Here is a 20,826-nt window from a genome sequence, read left to right on the forward strand (position 1 = left end):
GTTCACTGGCGCCATCGCGGGCAAGCCCGCTCCCACAGGTTTGTGGAGATCCTGTGGGAGCGGGCTTGCCCGCGATGGGAGCGATTCGGTCTAACTGTTGCCCCCAGAATCAGCGCCGCAAATACGACCCGAAATCAATATCCCCGGCACTCAATATCGCCTGCACCCGATTGTGCACATTGAGTTTGCGTAATATCGCCGAGACGTGGGCCTTGACCGTGGTTTCTGCGATTTCCAGGGTGTAGGCGATCTGTTTGTTCGATTCGCCCTTGGTCATGCGCTCAAGCACCAGCAACTGCTTGCGGGTCAGCGCCTGGAGCAATTCGGGCGGGAAGCTCGGGGTGTCATTCATCCGGCGATGAGTGCCGCTTTTCTGCGTGCGGATGATGTCCGGCGGCAGGTACACATTGCCATTGAGAATCTGCTGGATGGCCTCGGTCATCTGCACCCGAGGCGAGGACTTGGTGATGAACCCCACCGCGCCATAGGTGATGGCTTGCAGCACGATTTGTTTGTCCTGTTCGGCCGAAACAATCACCACCGGAATGGTCGGCGCCTCGTTGCGCAGGTTGATCAGGCCATTGAGGCCGTGCATGCCGGGCATGTTCAGGTCGAGCAGGATCAGGTCCAGGTCATCGTGTTCCTGGGTCAGGGCCAGGGCACTGTCGAGGTCGGCGGTTTCCATGACCTCGCTGCCGGGGAAACCGTCGCTGATGACGTTATGAATGGCTTCGCGAAACAGCGGGTGATCGTCGGCAATCAGAATTTTGTACATGGCCTTTCACCTCATTATTTTTGATTCGGGTGTGGCAACAACACGCAAGCGCTCACGTCAGGGAAAGGGCTCGGGCCGGGCCGGCGTCACGGGCAGGTTCGCCGCTTGCCAGGCATCCAGTCCGTCGCGGTACCAATACAGTGTTTTATAGCCTATGGAAGCGGCGCGTTTTACCGCGTTCCAGCTCAACCAGCAATCGGAGCGGCAGTAAAAGACCAACGGTCGCGTCAGATCACCCGCCGTCAATTGCTGCAGGTGGCGCGCGAAATAATCCTGCCACGGGGGCGTCAGGTCACCGTCACCGGTATTGGCCAGCCAATGGCTGCCGGGCAGGTTTTCATGGGGCTCATCTTCGATGAAACGGCCTTGCAGCCATTGCCGGCGGTAGACATCGATCAGCAGCGGCTGCGGCGTGTGCTTGAGCAGGTTTTGCAGGGCCGGCGTGTCGATGATACTCGCGCCCTGGAGTTGAGTCGGGGTTGGGCTGCGGTATAGACCGATGCGATAACCGTCGGCAGAAAACAGCGCTGTTTCAGCCTGCGCGACGCCCAGCAACAGGCTCAGCGACAGCGCGGCGAGAGAAGGGCACAGCAGAACACGTCGTGCACGCGGCATGGGGTTCAGTCCTTATAGTTATGAACCCATTACATGTCAGTAGCGGTGCGTTGTGAATGCGACGATAGACAGGTAAACCAGTACTAAAGTAGTAATTTGTCTGGTTTTATGGGACCCGCGTCGTACACCAATGCTGTGTTCAATGAAGATCCCTGTGGGAGCGGGCTTGCCCGCGATGAGGCCGGCACATCCTGCATTGATGTCGACTGGCAGACCGCTATCGCGGGCAAGCCCGCTCCCACAGGGATTAGTGTTGTCAGCTGAATTTGCGCAAGGCTGCTTGCTCCCACACTGGATAGTGTGTGAACACAAAATATGTGAACACCTCAGAACTGTGGGAGCTGGCTTGCCTGCGATGAGGCCATCACATCCTGCATTGATGTCGACTGGCAGACCGCTATCGCGGGCAAGCCCGCTCCCACAGGGATTAGTGTTGTCAGCTGAATTTGCGCAAGGCTGCTTGCTCCCACACTGGATAGTGTGTGAACACAAAATATGTGAACACCTCAGAACTGTGGGAGCTGGCTTGCCTGCGATGAGGCCATCACATCCTGCATTGATGTCGACTGGCAGACCGCTATCGCGGGCAAGCCCGCTCCCACAGGGATTAGTGTTGTCAGCTGGATTTGCGCAAGGCTGCTTGCTCCCACACTGGATAGTGTGTGAACACAAAATATGTGAACACCTCAGAACTGTGGGAGCTGGCTTGCCTGCGATGAGGCCATCACATCCTGCATTGATGTCGACTGGCAGACCGCTATCGCGGGCAAGCCCGCTCCCACAGGGATTAGTGTTGTTAGCTGGATTTTCGCAGGGCGGCGTGCTTCCACACTGGATAGTGTGTGAACACAAAATATGTGAACACCTCAGAACTGTGGGAGCTGGCTTGCCTGCGATGAGGCCATCACATCCTGCATTGATGTCGACTGGCAGACCGCTATCGCGGGCAAGCCCGCTCCCACAGGGATTAGTGTTGTCAGCTGAATTTGCGCAAGGCTGCTTGCTCCCACACTGGATAGTGTGTGAACACAAAATATGTGAACACCTCAGAACTGTGGGAGCTGGCTTGCCTGCGATGAGGCCGGCACATCCTGCATTGATGTCGACTGGCAGACCGCTATCGCGGGCAAGCCAGCTCCCACAGGGATTAGTGTTGTTAGCTGGATTTTCGCAGGGCGGCGTGCTGCGGGTTGAAGGTGAGTACGGCGAGCAGAGTGAATATCAGTGTCAGCCCCATACATACCGCCAGCGCCACCGGGTTAAAGCGTTCATACAGCGCAAACCGCACCAGTTCCACCGCATGGGTGAACGGGTTCAAGGCGCACAGCCAATACAGCCACTCGCTGGACTCGCGCATTTTCCATAGTGGATACAGCGCCGACGACAGGAAAAACAGCGGGAAGATCACGAAGTTCATCACCCCGGCAAAGTTCTCCAGCTGGCGGATGGCGTTGGACAGCAACAGGCCCAGCGCGCTGAGCATCAACGCCACCAGCAGCAATGCCGGCAAGGCCAGCAACAAACCCATAGCCGGCGGTTGCACGCCGTACAGCCAGGCAATCGCCAGAAAGGCATACACCTGCAACAGCGAAATCAGCGACGTCGCCAGCAATTTGCTGCACAGCAGGAAGGTCCGGGGCAGGGGGCTGGTCAGCAGCACGCGCATGCTGCCCATCTCCCGGTCGTAGACCATCGACAGCGAACCTTGCATGCCGTTGAACAACAGGATCATGCAGGCCAGGCCCGGGATGATGTAAACCTCATAGGGGATGTAGGTGTCGTAGGGCTCGATGATGGCGATGCCGAGTGCCGCGCGAAAACCGGCAGCGAACACCAGCAGCCACAGCAACGGCCGCACCAGCGCGCTGAGAAACCGCGTGCGCTGCAACACAAAACGCAGCCATTCGCGCAGCACGATACCGCTGAAACATTGCCAATAAGCGTTCATCCGACGATTGCTCCTGAAGGGGCCGGGGTGGTCAGGCGAGTGAAGGCCGAACCGAGGTCGCCGCCATGTTCCAGGCTCAGCGCCTCAGCCTGTCCGCTGGCCACCAACCGCCCTTGATGCAGGATCAGCAAGTCGTCGCTGGGCTGCACTTCATCCAGCAAATGAGTGGTCCAGAGCACGCTGAGGGTGTGCTCGCGGCACAGGCTGCGGATGTGTTGGTTGAGCGCCAGGCGACTGGCCGGATCGAGGCCGACGCTGGCCTCGTCGAGCAGCAACAGGCTTGGCTCATGCAACAACGCACGGGCGATTTCCACCCGCCGACGATGGCCGCCATTGAGATTACGCACCCGTTCGCCACGGCGCTCGGTCAAGGCCTGGCGCGCCAGTTCGGCGTCGACTCGCAGGTTGGTCTGGCGCCGGGACAGGCCATGCAGCGCGGCGTGATAACGCAGGTTTTGCTCGACGCTGAGGTCCAGATCCAAAGTGCTTTGCTGAAACACCACACCCAATTGCTTGAGCGCCGGGCGTGCGGCATTGCGCAACGAACAGCCGCCGACCCGAATATCACCGCGCTGAACATCATAAAGGCGAGTGAGCAGGGCGATCAGGGTCGATTTGCCCGCGCCGTTCGGTCCAAGCAGCGCGGCAAAACGCCCCGCTGCCAGATTGAAACTCACCTGACGCAAGGCCTCGCGCGCGCCGTAAGCGAAACTCAGGTCGCTGACTTCAAGGGCGTTCATGGCGTCACCACCACGCCCCACGGATAGCGCCCGACTTTCACCGATTTGGTGACCTTGAGGCTGTCGACATCGATCACCGATACGTCGCCGCTGACGCCATTGGTGGCCAGCAATTGCCGTTGATCCGGGGTAAACGACATCTGCCAGACCCGTCGGCCCACCAACAGGTAATCAAGGATCTCGAAGGTCTTGGCGTCGATCACCGCCACATGATTGGCCGGGCCGAGCGCGACGAAACCGTACTTGCCGTCGGCGCTGAGTTTGATCCCCACCGGCTGGACTTTGTCCGGATGCACGCCTTTGATCTGGAAGGTCAGGGTCTTGAGGACCTTGCGGCTGGAAACGTCGAGAATTGTTACCGTGCCGCCGATTTCCGCCGAGGCCCAGAGCTGCGAGCCATCGGGATTGAATTCGACGAAACGCGGCCGCTGATCGACCAGGGTGTTGTCGGCCAGGGTCTGAGTGCTGGTGTCGATCCAGTGCAGCATGTTAGTGGTTTCACTGGTGTTCACCGCCCACTTGCCGTCGGGGCTGACGGCCATGCCTTCAGGCTCGACGCCGACGCTGATCTGCCCGAGCACTTTGGAAGTTTCGGTGTCAATCACTGTCACCAGCGCATCGTCCTCGTTGGAGACGTACAGCCAGCGATTGTTGGGGTGCAGGGCGAATTGCTCAGGGTCTTTGCCCGAGGGCAGTTCCTTGATGATCTTGCGCGTGGCGATGTCCATCACCTGGACCCGGTCCGAATCGCTGGCGCAGATGTACAGCAACTTGTTGTCGTGGGACAGCAACAGGCCGCGCGGGCGCTGGCCGACGGGCAGGGTGTCGGTGACTTGCAGGGTCTGCATATCAATCAGACTCAGGCTGTTGTCCTTTTCGTTGGAGATCCAGGCGGTGCTGGCAGCGGCGTGCCCGGCGGCGAGCAGCAGGGCGCAGGAAAGTAGGGCATAGGAAAGCAGGGTGCGGCGCATGGCAGATTCCTTATTGTTGTTGTCGAAAAAAAGGGATCAGAGAAAGCGGCAGCTGACCTCGGCTTTGTCGTAACCCAGGCTGTCCATTTCGTTGACGGGGTGCAGGAAGCCGTCTTGCGGCGAGGTGCTGACCAGCGCCCGGGGTTGCACGATGGGGATCGGTTGGCGCAACTGACCGTTCCACGGCCGATAACTGAGCTTGCGACCCTTGAAGCCGTCCAGCGGCAATTGATCGCTGATCTCAAGCGTACGAATCGCCATGGCATCGGCCTGACGCAGTTTGCCCACCGCACTGGCGATGCTGCGTACGGCAATCCAGGCGGCGAAATCCCGGTCGTTCATCCAGCGCCCGGCCAGGGCTTCGAAGCGTTTCTGCAGCTGCGCGGCGCCGTAGGTTTCCACGGTCTTGTGCCAGCCCACCGGGGTCAGGCCCTGGGTGCCGGCGACCGGCCGTGGGTACCAGGTCTGGTAGGGCACGTACTCGCCGAAGTCGCCGCGTTCATCAGCCACCAGCACCACGTCGTACTCGGCGGTCTGGGTGAACAGCGGCATGTCGGCCTGGGCGCTGCGGCGCTGATCGTTATCGAAGCTCCAGGCTTTTTCCGCCACCAATTGCAGGCCGAAGCGCTTGGCCGCCCGGCGCAGGGCGGCGGCATAGGCTTGATCGTCCGCGGTCGGGCCGACGATCAGCAGTGCCCGCTGCCATTTGCGCAGCACCAGAAATTGCGCCAGCGCATCGGCCAGCATCGCCCGGCTTGGCAGGCTGTGCAGCACGTTCGGCAGGCAGTCGGTGCTGCGCAGGCTGTCATCCGCGCTGCCGGCGTTGAACAGCAGGCTGTCGGGTAGCACGGCGCTGAGTCGGCGCAGGGTCTGCGCTGGTGCATTCACCACAAACAGGCGCAGGCCTTGTTCGTGTTGGGCTTTGGCCGCTTCGATCAGCACATCCGGATTGTCGACGCTGGCGCTGACCAGGCTGTAGCTGTGATTGAGAAAGCGCCCGGTACTGTTGCTGTCGGTGATCGCCAGTTCGGCGCCGCGCAGGCCGGCATCGGTCGGTTCGGGAATGACGTTCGACAGCAACGGCCCGGGGGCGGGGCGATAACCGAGGTAGCCGATCTGCACTTGCAGCGGTGCCTGCGCCGCCTGAGTCTGGGTCGCCACCCCGGCGGCGCAGGCAATCGCCAACAGGTAGATCAAGGCGTAAGGGGCGAGCTGGCGCATAAAGACACTCCATCACAGGTAGCGTCAGCATAGGAACCCTGGACGGGCGGGGAAATATGCAGAAAGTACCGATGGGCCAGTACCAAGGTAGTAACTCACCCCGGGCGGCGCGGTTTTAGCATGGATTGCAACGGCCATCACTCAAGGGGGGAGATTGACCATGCGAATTCTCAAAGCACTGCTCCTGCCGTTTTTGCTGATCCTGACCCTGATCGGCGTCGACAAGCTGCACGGCGCCCGACCCGTATTGGTTGGGCCTGCGCCACAAGCCCTACTACCAAGGGAGTAGGCTGCGACCACCAAAGCAGCATGGGGTTGGCGCAAAGCCGTTCCTAAGATGGGTGCCATAGCCTCTTCAAAGAGGTTTTGCGTGCAATCTTGAGGGCAGAACAATGACAACAAAACGCAACGCCTTGCTCGTTGCCGGACTGCTGGCCGGTTTCATCAATGCAGGTTCCGTCTGGGCCCACGGCAACGTGGTCCCCCAAGCCGTCGAAACCCAGGGACTGACCCCGATCAAGGATGCCGGTGTGCAGGTCGATGCCGATGGTTGGGCGGCGGCGAACCCTTACCGTTCCTCCCCGGAACGCGAAAAAGCCGTGCAAATCGGCTCTTCGGCCTACAACCAGAACTGCGCGGCCTGTCATGGCCTGGAAGCCAAGTCCGGCGGCATCGCTCCCGACTTGCGCATGCTCGACGTCGGCGAGGCCGGTGATGAATGGTTCGTCGAACGTGTGCGCCATGGCGCCGTGCGTGACGGCCGGGTGTACATGCCGAAGATGGCCGACTATCTGAGTCAGGAAGCCTTGTGGGCGGTACGCACCTACCTGGACAGCGTGCACGTCGAGGAGTGACCCATGCGTTTGCTCGCGGTGTTGATCAGCGCTGTGTGGCTGTGTTGCCAGGCAGCGCAGGCGCAGGTCCGTACCTATGACGAAATGATCGCCGCCGCCGAGCTGAAAGTCGCGGTGTACAAGGACTTCGCGCCCTACAGCTTTGAAGACGCTGGTCAGGCTCGCGGGGTCGATGTTGAACTCGCCCAGGCGCTGGCCAAGGCCATGGGGGTACGCCTGAAACTGATTTGGGCACCCGCCGGAGAAAAGCTCGACGACGACCTGCGCGATTACATCTGGCGGGCCAGCCAGTTGCACAATCAGCAACTGGCCGACCTGATGATGCGCGTGCCCTACGATCGCGATTACGCACAGAAACGCAATGAACTGGGTGAACTGGAAAACGGCCATGTGGTGATGTTCGGGCCGTACCAGACCGAACAATGGCAAGTGGCCTATGACCGTCGTCGTCTGGACTCGGTGGCCAGCGTCGCGGTGTTCCAGCAACACCCGATCGGCGTCGAAGTCGACAGCGTGCCGTCGTTTTACCTGACCTCGGTGTTCAACGGCATGCTCGCCGCCAAGACCCATCACTACCCGGGCGTGCCCCAGGCCTTTTCCGCGATGAAGGCTGGTGAAGTCGACGCGGTAATGGCCATGCGCGGCGAGATCGACTGGCAAGTTCATCAGGCCGCCGACCCGCAAGTGGCGCTGGCGGAAAACGCCTACCCGAACATGGGCAAACAGCTTTGGGAGATCGGCATGGCGGTGCATGAAAGCAATCGGCAACTGGCCTACGCCGTGGAAGAGGCGCTGGAAGCGTTGATTCGTGAGGGCTCGGTGAAAGCCATTTATGCCCGTTACGGCCTGCGGTATGACGTGCCCGAGATGTATCAATAGTGAACTGGCGAGCGAGTTGTCTGTTGGCCTGCTGGTTACCCTTGGCCGCGAACGCGGCGGACGTCGAGCCGGGTAAAGACCCGGTGCCGTCGGTGATGTGGGGGTTCTATCACAAGCAGATGCTCGGCGACGCACCGTTCGTGTTCGACGAGCGGGTCAAGTTGCTCGCGCCGCCATTTGCCGAAGACGCCCGACAAGTGCCGCTGGAAATCGACGCCCGGGCGTTCAAGGGCGAAGTGGTGCGCATCCTCGCCTGGGCCGAACTCAATCCGCTGCCGAAGATCGTCGACTTCGAACCCTTGGCCGGTGTGCTGCCGTGGCTGTCGATCCGCATCCGCGTTGAACAAGCCACTCCGTTGCGTGCGGCGGTACTGACCCGCGACGGGCTGTGGCATGTCGGCTCGATCCTGATCGATGCGGCAGGCGGCGGTTGTACGGCGCCAAGCGTGGTGCGCACGCAACCGGGTTGGGAGGAACGCATCGGCGAAGTGCTGGGTGGCCGTTATCCCCGGGGCGAGTTCAGTCGCGTGCGTTTGCAGGTGGCGCATCCGATGGACAACGGTATGGTCAGCGGCATCCCGGAATTTTTCATCAACCAGGCCGAGCTGCGCGATCAAAACGATCAATTGCTGGCGCGTCTGGAGTTGTTCCCGGCGGTCAGTGAAAACCCCAATCTGGCCTTTGACATCGAAGGAGCAGGGCAGACGCGCCTGGTGTTGCGCGACAACAGCGGCAATCAATTCGATGCGGCCATACCCTGACCCAAGGAGCGAGTGATGCGCTGGATGCTGCTGTTGTTTATCAGTCTGAGCCTGCCGACCCTGGCTGATCCCGATTACGCACTCAAGCCCCGGCAGATCACCGAAGACACCTGGTTGCTGGAAGGCAGCACCGACAACTTCGCCAAGAGCAACGGCGGCAACATCGTCAACACCGCGTTTATCGTCACGGAAAAGGGTGTGGTGGTCATCGACACCGGGCCGTCGAAACGCTATGGCGAGGCCCTGCGCAAAGCGATTGCGGCGACCACCGATAAGCCGGTGATCCAAGTGCTGCTGACCCATCACCATCCCGACCATGTGTTGGGCAATCAGGCTTTCACCGACGTGCCGATTGGCGCCTTGGCCGGTACCACTGAACTGTTGCGGCAACAGGGTGATGCCATGGCTGAAAACATGTATCGGCTAGTGGGTGACTGGATGCGCGGCACCGAAGTGGTGTTGCCGACGCAGGTGCTGACGCCTGGCGTGCACAATTTTGGGAACCATGATCTGCGCCTACTGAGTCTGGGTGGGCACACCGGCGCGGATCTGGCTATTCTCGACCAGAAAACCGGCGTGTTGTTTGCCGGGGATCTGGTGTTTTATCAACGTGCCCTGACCACGCCCAACAGCCCGGGGCTGTCGGTGTGGCTGGCCGACATCGCGACCCTGCAGGGTTTGCCGTGGACACTGATCGTCCCCGGCCATGGGCCGGTGGCCACGGATACAAAACCGTTCGAGCAGATGCACGATTACCTGACCTGGCTGGACCAGCTGATGCGCGACGGCGCGGCCAACGGCAGCGACATGGCCGAGATGATCCGCAGCCCCATCCCCGAGCGTTTCGCCGGGATCAGCCTGAGTCGCTATGAACTGATCCGCAGCGTCAGCCATTTGTACCCGCGTTACGAACGGGGGCAGATGAGGCGGGTGGATTCCGCCGCGGGCAAGTGAGCAACACAGAGCCAGTGTGGGAGCGGGCTTGCCCGCGATAGCAGTCTGACAGCCGACATCAATGTTGAATGTTCTGACCCCATCGCGGGCAAGCCCGCTCCCACAGGGACCGATGTCGATCATAAAATCTGCGACCGACCCGGTACTAAGGAACTAGCAATCTCCGCACTGCGGGTAATTGTTGCAAGGGCGGCGGCGCCCAAGAATCTGCACCAGACCGGGAAAATTTCCCGGGTATAACAAAAACCGCAGAGGCAGCCGTCATGACCCAACCCGCACGTCGCCAACCTTTCGTTTTGAGCATGCTGCTCAGTGCCATGCTGTTGTCTGGCCAGGCCTTGGCCGCAGTCTCCGATCAAGACATCCTCCAGGACCCGAAGAACCCGGAGCAGGTCGTCACCAACGGCCTGGGCGTCCAGGGTCAGCGCTACAGCCCGCTGGACACCCTCAATGTCGACAACGTGAAGGACCTGCGACCGGTCTGGGCCTTTTCGTTCGGCGGGGAAAAACAGCGCGGTCAGCAAGCGCAGCCGATGATCAAGGACGGCGTGATGTACATGACCGGCTCCTACTCGCGGGTGTTCGCGGTGGATGCGCGCACCGGCCGCAAGCTCTGGCAATACGACGCGCGCCTGCCCGATGACATCCGTCCGTGCTGCGACGTGATCAACCGTGGCGTTGCGCTGTATGGCGATCTGGTGATTTTCGGCACCCTCGACGCCAAGCTCGTGGCCCTGAACAAGGACACCGGCAAAGTCGTCTGGAGCAAGAAAGTCGCCGACCACAAGGAAGGCTATTCCATCAGCGCCGCGCCATTGGTCATCAACGGCAAATTGATCACCGGTGTGGCCGGTGGCGAGTTCGGGGTAGTGGGCAAGATCGAAGCCTACGACCCTAAAAACGGCAGCCTGCTGTGGAGCCGGCCGACCGTCGAAGGCCACATGGGTTATGTCTACAAGGACGGCAAGGCTGTGGAGAACGGCATCTCCGGCGGCGAAGCCGGCAAGACCTGGCCGGGCGACCTATGGAAAACCGGCGGCGCGGCCCCTTGGCTGGGCGGCTACTACGACCCGGAAACCAACCTGTTGCTGTTCGGCACCGGCAACCCGGCGCCGTGGAACTCGCACCTGCGTCCTGGCGACAACCTCTACTCGTCATCGCGCCTGGCGCTGAACCCGGACGATGGCACGATCAAATGGCACTTCCAGAGCACACCCCACGACGGCTGGGATTATGACGGCGTGAACGAATTGGTGTCGTTCAACTACAACGAAGGCGGCAAGGAAATCAAAGCCGCAGCCACGGCGGACCGTAACGGCTTCTTCTACGTGCTCGATCGCACCAACGGCAAATTCATCCGTGGCTTCCCGTTCGTGGACAAGATCACCTGGGCCAGCGGCCTGGATAAAAACGGTCGGCCAATCTACAACGACGCCAGCCGTCCGGGTGCGCCGGGCTCCGAGGCCAAAGGCAGTTCGGTGTTCGTCGCGCCAGCGTTCCTGGGGGCGAAAAACTGGATGCCGATGGCCTACAACCGCGACACCGGCCTGTTCTATGTGCCGTCCAACGAATGGGGCATGGACATCTGGAACGAAGGCATCGCCTACAAGAAAGGCGCGGCGTTCCTCGGTGCCGGTTTCACCATCAAACCGCTGAATGAAGACTACATCGGCGTGCTGCGCGCCATCGACCCGAAAACCGGCAAGGAAGTCTGGCGCCACAAGAACTTCGCGCCGCTGTGGGGCGGGGTGCTGACCACCAAGGGCAATCTGGTGTTCACCGGTACGCCGGAAGGTTTCCTGCAGGCATTCAATGCCAAGACTGGCGAGAAGGTCTGGGAATTCCAGACCGGTTCCGGCGTGCTCGGCTCGCCCATCACCTGGGAAATGGACGGCGAACAATACGTCTCCGTGCTCTCCGGCTGGGGCGGCGCGGTACCGCTGTGGGGCGGCGAAGTGGCCAAGCGCGTCAAGGACTTCAACCAGGGCGGCATGCTCTGGACATTCAAGCTGCCTAAAGACCTGGTAGCCAAACACTGATCAACCTGACTCCACCGCATAACCCTGTGGGAGCGGGCTTGCCCGCGATGGCGGTCTAACAGTCGACATCAATGTTGAATGTTCTGGCCTCATCGCGGGCAAGCCCGCTCCCACATTAGTTTGTGTGAAACCTACTACCAAATAACGAGAATCCCCCTGCCAACGGCGCATTCGTCTGGCAGGCGGGGCTCTCTACTATCGGTTTATCGCCTGTTGGCTCGACAGGCATCGACCCAGACAGAGGCCCACCATGATCTACGCACAACCCGGAACAGCCGGCGCTATCGTTTCCTTCAAACCGCGCTACGGCAATTTCATCGGCGGCGAATTCGTTGCCCCAATCAACGGCGAGTACTTCACCAACACCTCACCGGTCACCGGTGAAGTGATTGCCGAGTTCCCGCGCTCCAGCGCCGCCGACATCGAAAAAGCCCTCGACGCCGCCCATGCCGCCGCCGATGCCTGGGGTAAAACCTCGGCGCAGGATCGCTCGCTGGTGCTGCTGAAAATCGCCGACCGCATCGAGCAGAACCTGGAAATCCTCGCCGTCACCGAAACCTGGGACAACGGCAAGGCCGTGCGCGAAACCCTCAACGCCGACGTGCCTTTGGCCGCCGACCACTTCCGGTACTTCGCCGGTTGCATCCGCGCTCAGGAAGGCGGCGCCGCCGAGATCAACGAACTGACCACCGCCTATCATTTCCACGAACCGCTGGGCGTGGTCGGGCAGATCATTCCGTGGAACTTCCCGCTGCTGATGGCCGCCTGGAAACTCGCCCCGGCCCTGGCGGCCGGCAACTGCATCGTGCTCAAACCCGCCGAACAAACGCCGCTGTCGATCATGGTGTTCGCCGAGCTGATCGCCGACTTGCTGCCGGCCGGCGTGCTGAACATCGTCCAGGGCTTCGGTCGCGAAGCCGGTGAGGCGCTGGCCACCAGCAAGCGCATCGCCAAAATCGCCTTCACCGGTTCCACCCCGATCGGTGCGCACATCATGCATTGCGCGGCCGAGAACATCATTCCAAGCACCGTTGAACTGGGCGGCAAATCGCCGAACATTTTCTTCGAAGACATCATGAACGCCGAGCCGCAGTTCATCGAGAAAGCCGCCGAAGGCTTGGTGCTGGCGTTCTTCAACCAGGGCGAAGTCTGCACCTGTCCTTCCCGGGCGCTGGTGCAGGAATCGATCTACGAGCCGTTCATGGCCGAGGTGATGAAGAAGATCGTCAAGATCAAGCGCGGCAACCCGCTGGACACCGAAACCATGGTCGGCGCCCAGGCTTCCGAGCAGCAATACGACAAGATCCTCTCGTACCTGAAGATCGCTCAGGAGGAGGGTGCCGAACTGCTCACCGGCGGCGCGGCCGAGCGTCTTGAAGGCGACTTGTCGAGCGGCTATTACATCCAGCCGACCCTGCTCAAGGGCCACAACAAAATGCGCGTATTCCAGGAGGAAATCTTCGGCCCGGTGGTGGGTATCACCACCTTCAAGGACGAAGCCGAAGCCCTGGCGATTGCCAACGACAGTGAGTTCGGCCTCGGCGCCGGCCTGTGGACCCGCGACATCAACCGCGCCTACCGCATGGGCCGGGCGATCAAGGCCGGGCGCGTCTGGACCAACTGCTACCACCTGTACCCGGCCCACGCCGCGTTCGGTGGCTACAAGAAATCCGGTGTCGGCCGTGAGAACCACAAGATGATGCTCGACCATTACCAGCAGACCAAAAACCTGCTGGTGAGCTACGACATCAATCCGTTGGGGTTCTTCTAACCCGCAAGAACACCATTGAAACCTGTGGGAGCGGGCTTGCCCGCGATAGCGAACTGGCAGTCAACGAATGTGTTGATTGTGATGGCGCCATCGCGGGCAAGCCCGCTCCCACAGGGTTATGGGTGTACTTGAAGACTTTGCCCCACCCCCTACCAACGCACGCCGCCAACTCCTTCGAAAGTAGCATTCGGTCATCTCATCCCCCGTGCATTAATGGTCTTACCGGAATTGACCGGCACAAGAAGAGGATTGACCCATGTGGAATAAACCCGCGTTTACCGATCTGCGTATTGGCTTTGAAGTGACGATGTATTTCGCCAACCGTTGATTGATCGCCCGGTCAGCCGTCGCGTTGGCCGGGCCTGCCTTCTGGAGGCATCCCATGCACATCCGCGTTCTCGGTTCCGCCGCTGGCGGCGGTTTTCCGCAATGGAACTGCAACTGCCGTCAATGCGCCGCGATGCGCAACGGCAACTTGCGTGCACAACGCCGCACGCAGTCGTCCATTGCCCTGAGCGACGACGGTGTGGAGTGGGTGCTCTGCAATGCTTCACCGGACATTCGCGCGCAACTCGAAAGCTTCCCGGCGATGCAACCGGCCCGACGCTTGCGTGACACGGCGATTGCCGGTGTCGTCCTGCTGGACAGTCAGATCGACCATTGCACCGGCTTGTTGAGCCTGCGCGAAGGCTGCCCGCATGCGGTCTGGTGCACCGAGCGGGTTCACGAAGACCTGAGCAGCGGCTTCCCCCTGTTCACCATGCTCAAACACTGGAACGGTGGCTTGCAGTGGCAACCCATCGGACTGGATCGCGAGCCGTTCAGTATCGCGGCCTGCCCACACCTGCAATTTCGCGCGATTGCGTTGGTCAGCAACGCACCGCCGTATTCGCCCAACCGTGGCAACCCGCAACCGGGGGACACCATTGGCCTGTTCATCGAAGACCTGCGCAACGGGGCATCGGTTTTCTATGCGCCGGGGCTGGGGCAGGTCGATGCCGAGGTGTTGAGCTGGATGCAGCGCGCCGACTGCCTGCTGCTGGACGGCACGCTGTGGCGCGACGATGAAATGCGCGTCTGCGAAGTCGGCCAGAGCCTGGGCAGCGAAATGGGCCACCTGCCACAAAGCGGCCCCGGCGGCATGCTCGACGTGCTGGAGGGCTTTAGCCGTCAGCGCAAGGTGCTGATCCACATCAACAACACTAACCCGATCCTCGATGAAGACTCGGCCGAGCGCGCCTTGCTGGAACGGCGCGGGATTGAAGTGGCCTATGACGGCATGAGTATTGAGCTGTAGCGGATGGCCCCATCGCGGGCAAGCCCGCTCCCACAAGGATCTGCGGTGTACACAAATCCTGTGGGAGCGGGCTTGCCCGCGATGAGGCCCGACCAGACACCGCAGAACCGAACGGTTATTCCCCGGAGAACCGCAATGACCGACACCCCCATGACCCCCGCCGAATTCGAACAGGCGTTGCGCGCCAAAGGCGCCTATTACCATATCCACCACCCGTTCCACCAAGCCATGTACGCCGGGCTCGCCACCCGCGAGCAGATTCAGGGCTGGGTCGCCAATCGCTTCTATTACCAGGTGAACATCCCGCTCAAGGATGCCGCCATCCTCGCCAATTGCCCGGACCGCGACGTGCGCCGGGAATGGCTGCAACGGATCCTCGACCATGACGGCGTCCCCGGCAGTGAAGGCGGCATCGAAGCGTGGCTACGATTGGGCGAAGCCGTGGGGCTGGATCGCGAACAAATCCTTTCGCAAGAACTAGTGCTGCCGGGCGTGCGTTTCGCCGTGGACGCCTACGTCAATTTCGCCCGTCGCGCGTGCTGGCAAGAAGCGGCCAGCAGCTCGCTGACCGAACTGTTCGCGCCACAGATTCACCAGTCCCGGCTCGACGCCTGGCCCACCCATTACCCATGGATCGACCCGGCCGGTTACGACTATTTCCGTACACGTCTGAGCCAGGCCCGGCGCGATGTCGAGCATGGTTTGCGCATCACCCTGGCGCATTACGTCACGGTCGAAGGCCAGCAACGCATGCTGGAGATTCTGCAGTTCAAGCTCGATGTGCTGTGGAGCATGCTCGACGCGATGAGCATGGCCTACGAGCTTGATCGCCCGCCGTATCACACCGTCACCACGGAGCGGGTCTGGCACCGGGGGATCATCTTGTGAGCCAGATCGAACAGCAACCCGGCCCACCGCTGTGGTTGCTGGCGGAGCTGACCTATCGCTGCCCACTGCAATGCCCGTATTGCTCCAACCCGCTGGACTTCGCCCAGCAGGGCGAGGAGTTGAGCACAGAAGAATGGATTCGGGTGTTCCGCGAGGCGCGGGAGATGGGCGCTGCGCAACTGGGTTTTTCCGGTGGCGAGCCGTTGGTGCGCCAAGACCTCGCCGAGCTGATCAAGGCCGCGCGGGACATGGGTTACTACACCAACCTGATCACCTCGGGTATCGGCCTGACGGAACAGAAGGTCCGCGACTTCAAGGTTGCCGGGCTGGACCACATCCAGATCAGCTTTCAGGCCGCCGACGAACAGGTGAACAATCTGCTCGCCGGCTCGCGCAAGGCCTTCGCCCAGAAACTGGCCATGGCCCGGGCGGTGAAAGCCCAGGGCTACCCGATGGTGCTGAACTTCGTCACCCATCGGCACAACATCGACCAGATCGCGCAGATCATCGAACTGTGCCTGGAGCTGGAGGCGGATTTCGTCGAGTTGGCGACGTGCCAGTTCTACGGTTGGGCCGAACTCAACCGCGTCGGCCTGTTGCCGACTCGCGAACAGTTGCAGCGCGCCGAGCGCATCACCAATGAATACCGCCAGCGGCTTGAGGCCGAGGGCCACCCGTGCAAGCTGATTTTCGTCACCCCGGATTACTACGAAGAACGCCCCAAGACCTGCATGAATGGCTGGGCCAACCTGTTTCTCGACATCACCCCGGACGGCATGGCCTTGCCTTGTCATAGCGCCCGCCAGTTGCCGGTGCAGTTTCCCAACGTGCGTGAGCACAGCATCGCGCACATCTGGAACGACTCCTTCGGTTTCAACCGTTTTCGCGGCGATGACTGGATGAAAGATCCGTGCCGTTCCTGCGATGAAAAGCACAAGGACCTCGGCGGCTGCCGCTGCCAGGCGTTCATGCTCACGGGTGATGCGAGTAACGCTGACCCGGTGTGCAGCAAGTCGCCCCACCACGACGTTATTCTCAAGGCCCGGGACGAAGCCGACGCGCCGGGGCTGGGCATGGAACACCTGACCTTGCGCAATGAAAAGGCTTCGCGGCTGATTTATCGTGGATGAATTGCAAACGCAACCCCCTGTGGGAGCGGGCTTGCCCGCGATGAGGCCAGCACATTCAACATCGATGTTGACTGTCAGACCGCTATCGCGGGCAAGCCCGCTCCCACAGGGATTTTCAGTGAATACAACATTGGAGGAGTGCAACCCGGGCTGGCTCGCTAGCCATTGGTCTGATTGCATTCGCAGCCGGATGCTTTAGTGTGGTCTTTACCTTCAAAACAATAAAAACAGGCTTTCCAATGAGCCAGAATCTCAGCCAGCTGCGTAAATTCGTTTCGCCTGAAATCATCTTCGGTGCCGGCTGTCGGCACAACGTCGGTAACTACGCCAAGACCTTCGGCGCCCGCAAAGTGCTGGTGGTCAGCGACCCCGGTGTGATTGCCGCCGGTTGGGTCGCCGATGTCGAGGCCAGTCTGCAAGCCCAGGGCATTGATTTCTTTTTGTATAGCGACGTTTCGCCCAACCCACGGATCGAAGAGGTCATGCTCGGCGCCGAGCTGTACCGGGAGAATCACTGCGATGTGATCGTGGCGATCGGTGGCGGCAGCCCGATGGATTGCGGCAAGGGCATCGGCATTGTCGTCGCCCACGGGCGCAACATCCTCGAGTTCGAGGGCGTGGACATGTTGCGCATGCCCAGCCCGCCGCTGATCCTGATCCCGACCACCGCCGGCACGTCGGCCGATGTGTCGCAGTTCGTGATCATCTCCAATCAGCAAGAACGCATGAAGTTCTCCATCGTCAGCAAGGCTGCGGTGCCGGACGTGTCGCTGATCGACCCGGAAACCACCCTGAGCATGGACCCGTTCCTGTCGGCCTGTACCGGCATCGACGCGTTGGTCCATGCCATCGAAGCCTTTGTCTCCACCGGTCACGGGCCGCTCACCGACCCTCATGCGCTGGAGGCGATGCGGCTGATCAACGGCAATCTGGTGCAAATGATCGCTAACCCCAGCGACATCGCCCTGCGCGAGAAAATCATGCTCGGCAGTATGCAGGCCGGTCTGGCGTTCTCCAACGCGATCCTTGGCGCGGTGCACGCCATGTCCCACAGCCTTGGCGGCTTTCTCGATCTGCCCCATGGCCTCTGCAATGCGGTGCTGGTGGAACACGTGGTGGCGTTCAACTACAGCTCGGCGCCGGAGCGCTTCAAGGTGATCGCCGAGACCTTCGGTATTGATTGCCGTGGCCTCAATCACCGGCAGATTTGCGGGCGGCTGGTCGACCACCTGATCGCCCTCAAACACGCCATCGGCTTCCACGAAACCCTGGGCCTGCACGGGGTGAGTACCGCGGATATTCCGTTCCTGTCGCAACACGCCATGCACGACCCGTGCATCCTGACCAACCCGCGCGAATCCAGTCAGCGCGACGTCGAGGTCGTCTATGGCGAAGCCCTCTGACGAGCAACAACGGGCGCTGGCCGGGTTACTCGGCTTAGGCAACCACTCGGCGCGCAAGAGTCATTACCCGGAACTGGCCGCGCGCCTGGATGAACTGGAAACCGAACGCAACCGCTACAAATGGCTGTTCGAAAACGCGGTACACGGGATCTTCCAGGCCAGCCTGCTGGAGGGCATGCGCGCCGCCAACCCGGCGCTGGCGCGGATGCTCGGCTATCAAAACCCCCAGGAGGTGCTGTTTTCCCTGACGGACCTGGCGGGCACGTTGTTCGTCGGAGGGGCGCAAGAGCTGGAAAGCATCGGCGAAATCCTCCAGCGCGAGCGCAGCCTGCTGGGCTATGAAACTCAGCTGCGGCGCAAGGACGGCAGCGTCCTCGACGTGTTGATGAACCTGCTGCTCAAACCGGATCAGGAAGGTTTGGTGGAGGGCTTTGTCGCCGACATCACCGAACGAAAACTCGCTCAGCAGCGCCTGCAACAACTCAATGACGAACTGGAGCAGCGGGTCACCGCGCGCACCAACGAGTTGATGGACGCCGCCGAAGCCTTGCGCGATGCCCGTGACGCCGCCGAAGCCGCCAATCGCAGCAAGGACAAATACCTCGCCGCCGCCAGTCACGACTTGCTGCAACCGCTCAACGCCGCGCGTTTGCTGATCTCGACCTTGCGCGAGCGCAAACTGCCCGACGTCGAGCAGGTGCTGGTGGAGCGCACGCATCAGGCGCTGGAAGGGGCGGAAGATTTGCTCACCGATCTGCTGGATATTTCCCGGCTCGATCAGGCCGCGGTGAAGCCGGATATTGCCCTGTACCGCCTCGACGAATTGCTCGCGCCACTGGTCTCGGAGTTTCAGTCGGTGGCCGCGGCAGCCGGGTTGAACCTGCGGGTGCACATGGGCGATTACGCCATTCATACCGACTTGCGCTTGATGACGCGGATTTTGCGCAACTTCCTCAGCAATGCCTGCCGCTACACCGACGAAGGCTGCATTCTGCTGGGGGCAAGACGCCGGGGCGATGCGCTGCGTATCGAAGTCTGGGACACCGGGCGCGGGATTCCTGCGGATCGTCTTGACTCGATCTTCCTTGAATTCAACCAACTGGACGTCGGGCGCGCCGCCGATCGCAAGGGCGTGGGCCTGGGACTGGCGATTGTCGAACGCATCGCCAAGATCCTCGACTACAGGATTCAGGTTCATTCGCTACCGGGGCGCGGTTCGATGTTCAGCATCGAAGTGCCGATTTCCCATGAGATTCCACTGCCGATCAGTCAGGCCGCACCGCAACCAAGTACCGGCAACCCGTTGCCGGGCCGGCGGCTGTTGGTGCTGGATAACGAAGTCAGCATTCTTGAAAGCATGAGCGCGCTGCTCGGGCAGTGGGGCTGCGAGGTGGTCATCGCCACCGACGAGGCCACCGCGCTGATGGCTTTGCAGGGACAGGCGCCGGAACTGATTCTGGCGGACTATCACCTGGATCACGGCGTAGTGGGCTGTGAAGTGGTTCGGCATTTGCGCGAGCATTTCAGCCAGGCGATTCCAGCGGTGATCATCACCGCCGACCGCACCGACCAGTGTCGGCGCTCACTGCAGCGACTCGACGCGCCGCTGCTGAACAAACCGGTGAAGCCCGGCAAGTTACGCGCGGTGCTGACTCAGCTGTTGGCGTAGCGGTAGCGCAGGCTGAAACCCAGCTCGGCAGATTGACCTTGCTCCAGCAAACGCAACCCTGGCCGGCCCGGCAAGTGATGGGCGTTGACCGGATGGCTCACCGGTTCGATACAGAAAAATTCCAGGCCCACGGGGCAGTAGAGCAGGTAGTAGTCGCTGCCGGTGGCTTGGCATTCCAGTTCATAACCCAGCTCGGGTTGCTGGATCAGGCAGTAGCCATCCCATGCGCAAAAGCCGTTGTCCACCAGCGTTTCGGGTAATGCCCGGGGCTGGCTGAAGTCCCATTCCTCAGGAATCGAACTGAGTTGTGTCGGCAGTTTTGCGCCGTCGCACAACCAGACCTGTTGCGCCTGCGCCTGCAACCGAGTGCCTGTGGTGCGCGGGAAATAGGGGTGTAAACCGAGCCCATGCCAGGCGGGGTGTTCAGCCAGATGGGTGACCTGCAAATCGATGCTCAACTTGCCCTCACTCAGATGGAAACGTTGCCTTGCGCGATAAGCGAAGGGCGTGGTGCTGTCGAGTTGCAGGACGATTTCATCGCGGGTGTGCGAGACGATCTGCCACGGCTGTTGCCAGGCACTGCCATGGATCGGCAGCGGATCGGTGAGGCTGTTGGGCGTCAGCGCAAGCCAGCCATCCGGGCAGTCGAAACCGCCTTCGGCGATGCGGTTCGACCATGGCGCCAGGGGATAACAGGCGAGTTTGCCGGGCAGGCCGGTGTTCAAGGCGTGTTGGTCACTGTGGCGCAACAGCGGCTGGCCGGTGCTGCGTACCGTCCAGTTGACGATGCTCGCCCCGAGTTCCGGGGCGAGGGTGAGGCGGGTGAGTTCGTCTTCGAGTTCCAGGAGTGTGGGTGTCATGGCGATCTTCACTGGCTGCATGAGGTTTTTTGTGGCGAGGGAGCTTGCTCC

20 protein-coding genes are annotated in these 20,826 nt (G+C 61.2%); 13 read left to right on the plus strand and 7 right to left on the minus strand.

All coding sequences use genetic code 11. The annotated features are described in order from the left end of the window. Positions 1–109: 109 nt before the first annotated feature. The 6 genes from AB7M26_RS16740 to AB7M26_RS16765 all read right to left on the minus strand — a co-directional run bounded on the left by AB7M26_RS16740 (position 110) and on the right by AB7M26_RS16765 (position 6,270). Positions 110–775, minus strand: a complete 666-nt coding sequence (locus AB7M26_RS16740) for a response regulator transcription factor (RefSeq protein ID WP_008005351.1) — start codon at positions 773–775, stop codon at positions 110–112. A 57-nt stretch (positions 776–832) separates the two neighbouring features. After that, on the minus strand, positions 833–1,390 hold the full coding sequence (locus AB7M26_RS16745) for a PQQ-dependent catabolism-associated CXXCW motif protein (protein WP_429385276.1): 558 nt from the start codon (positions 1,388–1,390) through the stop codon (positions 833–835). Between the two features lie 1,156 nt (positions 1,391–2,546). Beyond that, on the minus strand, positions 2,547–3,338 hold the full coding sequence (locus AB7M26_RS16750) for an ABC transporter permease (RefSeq protein WP_123495225.1): 792 nt from the start codon (positions 3,336–3,338) through the stop codon (positions 2,547–2,549). Then, on the minus strand, positions 3,335–4,078 hold the full coding sequence (locus AB7M26_RS16755; protein WP_429385278.1) for an ABC transporter ATP-binding protein: 744 nt from the start codon (positions 4,076–4,078) through the stop codon (positions 3,335–3,337). Before AB7M26_RS16755 ends, AB7M26_RS16750 begins: the two co-directional genes overlap by 4 nt. Continuing rightward, positions 4,075–5,049, minus strand: a complete 975-nt coding sequence (locus AB7M26_RS16760; protein ID WP_123495221.1) for a YVTN family beta-propeller repeat protein — start codon at positions 5,047–5,049, stop codon at positions 4,075–4,077. Before AB7M26_RS16760 ends, AB7M26_RS16755 begins: the two co-directional genes overlap by 4 nt. A 36-nt stretch (positions 5,050–5,085) precedes the next feature. Next, a complete protein-coding gene (locus tag AB7M26_RS16765; RefSeq protein WP_123495219.1) occupies positions 5,086–6,270 on the minus strand; it encodes an ABC transporter substrate-binding protein in 1,185 nt (394 codons plus the stop codon). Between the two features lie 160 nt (positions 6,271–6,430). Here AB7M26_RS16765 and AB7M26_RS16770 point away from each other — a divergent pair, with 160 nt between their 5' ends. The 13 genes from AB7M26_RS16770 to AB7M26_RS16830 all read left to right on the plus strand — a co-directional run bounded on the left by AB7M26_RS16770 (position 6,431) and on the right by AB7M26_RS16830 (position 19,915). Further along, positions 6,431–6,559: a hypothetical protein gene (locus AB7M26_RS16770; RefSeq protein WP_007907038.1), complete on the plus strand. Its 129-nt coding sequence runs from the start codon at positions 6,431–6,433 to the stop codon at positions 6,557–6,559. A gap of 103 nt (positions 6,560–6,662) precedes the next feature. Next, positions 6,663–7,124, plus strand: a complete 462-nt coding sequence (gene pedF, locus AB7M26_RS16775; protein WP_038984185.1) for a cytochrome c-550 PedF — start codon at positions 6,663–6,665, stop codon at positions 7,122–7,124. 3 nt (positions 7,125–7,127) lie between these two features. Beyond that, on the plus strand, positions 7,128–8,003 hold the full coding sequence (locus AB7M26_RS16780) for a substrate-binding periplasmic protein (protein WP_123495217.1): 876 nt from the start codon (positions 7,128–7,130) through the stop codon (positions 8,001–8,003). Continuing rightward, positions 8,003–8,764, plus strand: a complete 762-nt coding sequence (locus AB7M26_RS16785) for a quinoprotein dehydrogenase-associated SoxYZ-like carrier (RefSeq protein WP_123495215.1) — start codon at positions 8,003–8,005, stop codon at positions 8,762–8,764. Before AB7M26_RS16780 ends, AB7M26_RS16785 begins: the two co-directional genes overlap by 1 nt. 15 nt (positions 8,765–8,779) lie before the next feature. After that, positions 8,780–9,718 (plus strand): quinoprotein relay system zinc metallohydrolase 1, encoded by a 939-nt coding sequence (locus AB7M26_RS16790; RefSeq protein WP_123495213.1) that lies wholly within the window; start codon positions 8,780–8,782, stop codon positions 9,716–9,718. 263 nt (positions 9,719–9,981) lie between these two features. Beyond that, positions 9,982–11,757, plus strand: coding sequence for a PQQ-dependent methanol/ethanol family dehydrogenase (locus tag AB7M26_RS16795; protein WP_038984181.1), 1,776 nt, complete (start codon positions 9,982–9,984; stop codon positions 11,755–11,757). Positions 11,758–12,007: 250 nt separating this feature from the next. Further along, positions 12,008–13,528: an acetaldehyde dehydrogenase ExaC gene (gene exaC, locus AB7M26_RS16800; protein ID WP_123495211.1), complete on the plus strand. Its 1,521-nt coding sequence runs from the start codon at positions 12,008–12,010 to the stop codon at positions 13,526–13,528. A gap of 256 nt (positions 13,529–13,784) precedes the next feature. Next, positions 13,785–13,856, plus strand: coding sequence for a pyrroloquinoline quinone precursor peptide PqqA (pqqA, locus tag AB7M26_RS16805; protein ID WP_010455123.1), 72 nt, complete (start codon positions 13,785–13,787; stop codon positions 13,854–13,856). Between the two features lie 54 nt (positions 13,857–13,910). After that, positions 13,911–14,825: a pyrroloquinoline quinone biosynthesis protein PqqB gene (pqqB, locus tag AB7M26_RS16810; RefSeq protein ID WP_123495209.1), complete on the plus strand. Its 915-nt coding sequence runs from the start codon at positions 13,911–13,913 to the stop codon at positions 14,823–14,825. Between the two features lie 135 nt (positions 14,826–14,960). Further along, a complete protein-coding gene (gene pqqC / locus AB7M26_RS16815) occupies positions 14,961–15,713 on the plus strand; it encodes a pyrroloquinoline-quinone synthase PqqC (RefSeq protein ID WP_429385284.1) in 753 nt (250 codons plus the stop codon). Beyond that, positions 15,710–16,843 (plus strand): pyrroloquinoline quinone biosynthesis protein PqqE, encoded by a 1,134-nt coding sequence (gene pqqE, locus AB7M26_RS16820; protein ID WP_429385286.1) that lies wholly within the window; start codon positions 15,710–15,712, stop codon positions 16,841–16,843. The genes pqqC and pqqE overlap by 4 nt, the downstream gene beginning before the upstream one ends. Positions 16,844–17,082: 239 nt before the next feature. Then, the gene (gene ercA, locus AB7M26_RS16825; protein WP_123495203.1) at positions 17,083–18,246 is read left to right on the plus strand and encodes an alcohol dehydrogenase-like regulatory protein ErcA; all 1,164 of its coding nucleotides are present in this window, start codon (positions 17,083–17,085) and stop codon (positions 18,244–18,246) included. Beyond that, positions 18,230–19,915 carry a PAS domain-containing hybrid sensor histidine kinase/response regulator gene (locus tag AB7M26_RS16830; protein ID WP_429385288.1) on the plus strand — a complete coding sequence of 562 codons (1,686 nt, stop codon included), beginning with the start codon at positions 18,230–18,232 and terminating at the stop codon, positions 19,913–19,915. The genes ercA and AB7M26_RS16830 overlap by 17 nt, the downstream gene beginning before the upstream one ends. Here AB7M26_RS16830 and AB7M26_RS16835 read toward each other — a convergent pair. Next, complete coding sequence (locus AB7M26_RS16835; RefSeq protein WP_123495199.1) at positions 19,900–20,775, minus strand: aldose 1-epimerase; 876 nt, start codon at positions 20,773–20,775, stop codon at positions 19,900–19,902. The genes AB7M26_RS16830 and AB7M26_RS16835 overlap by 16 nt on opposite strands. Positions 20,776–20,826: the final 51 nt, after the last annotated feature.

It is taken from the genome of Pseudomonas sp. F-14 TE3482, from assembly GCF_053629455.1.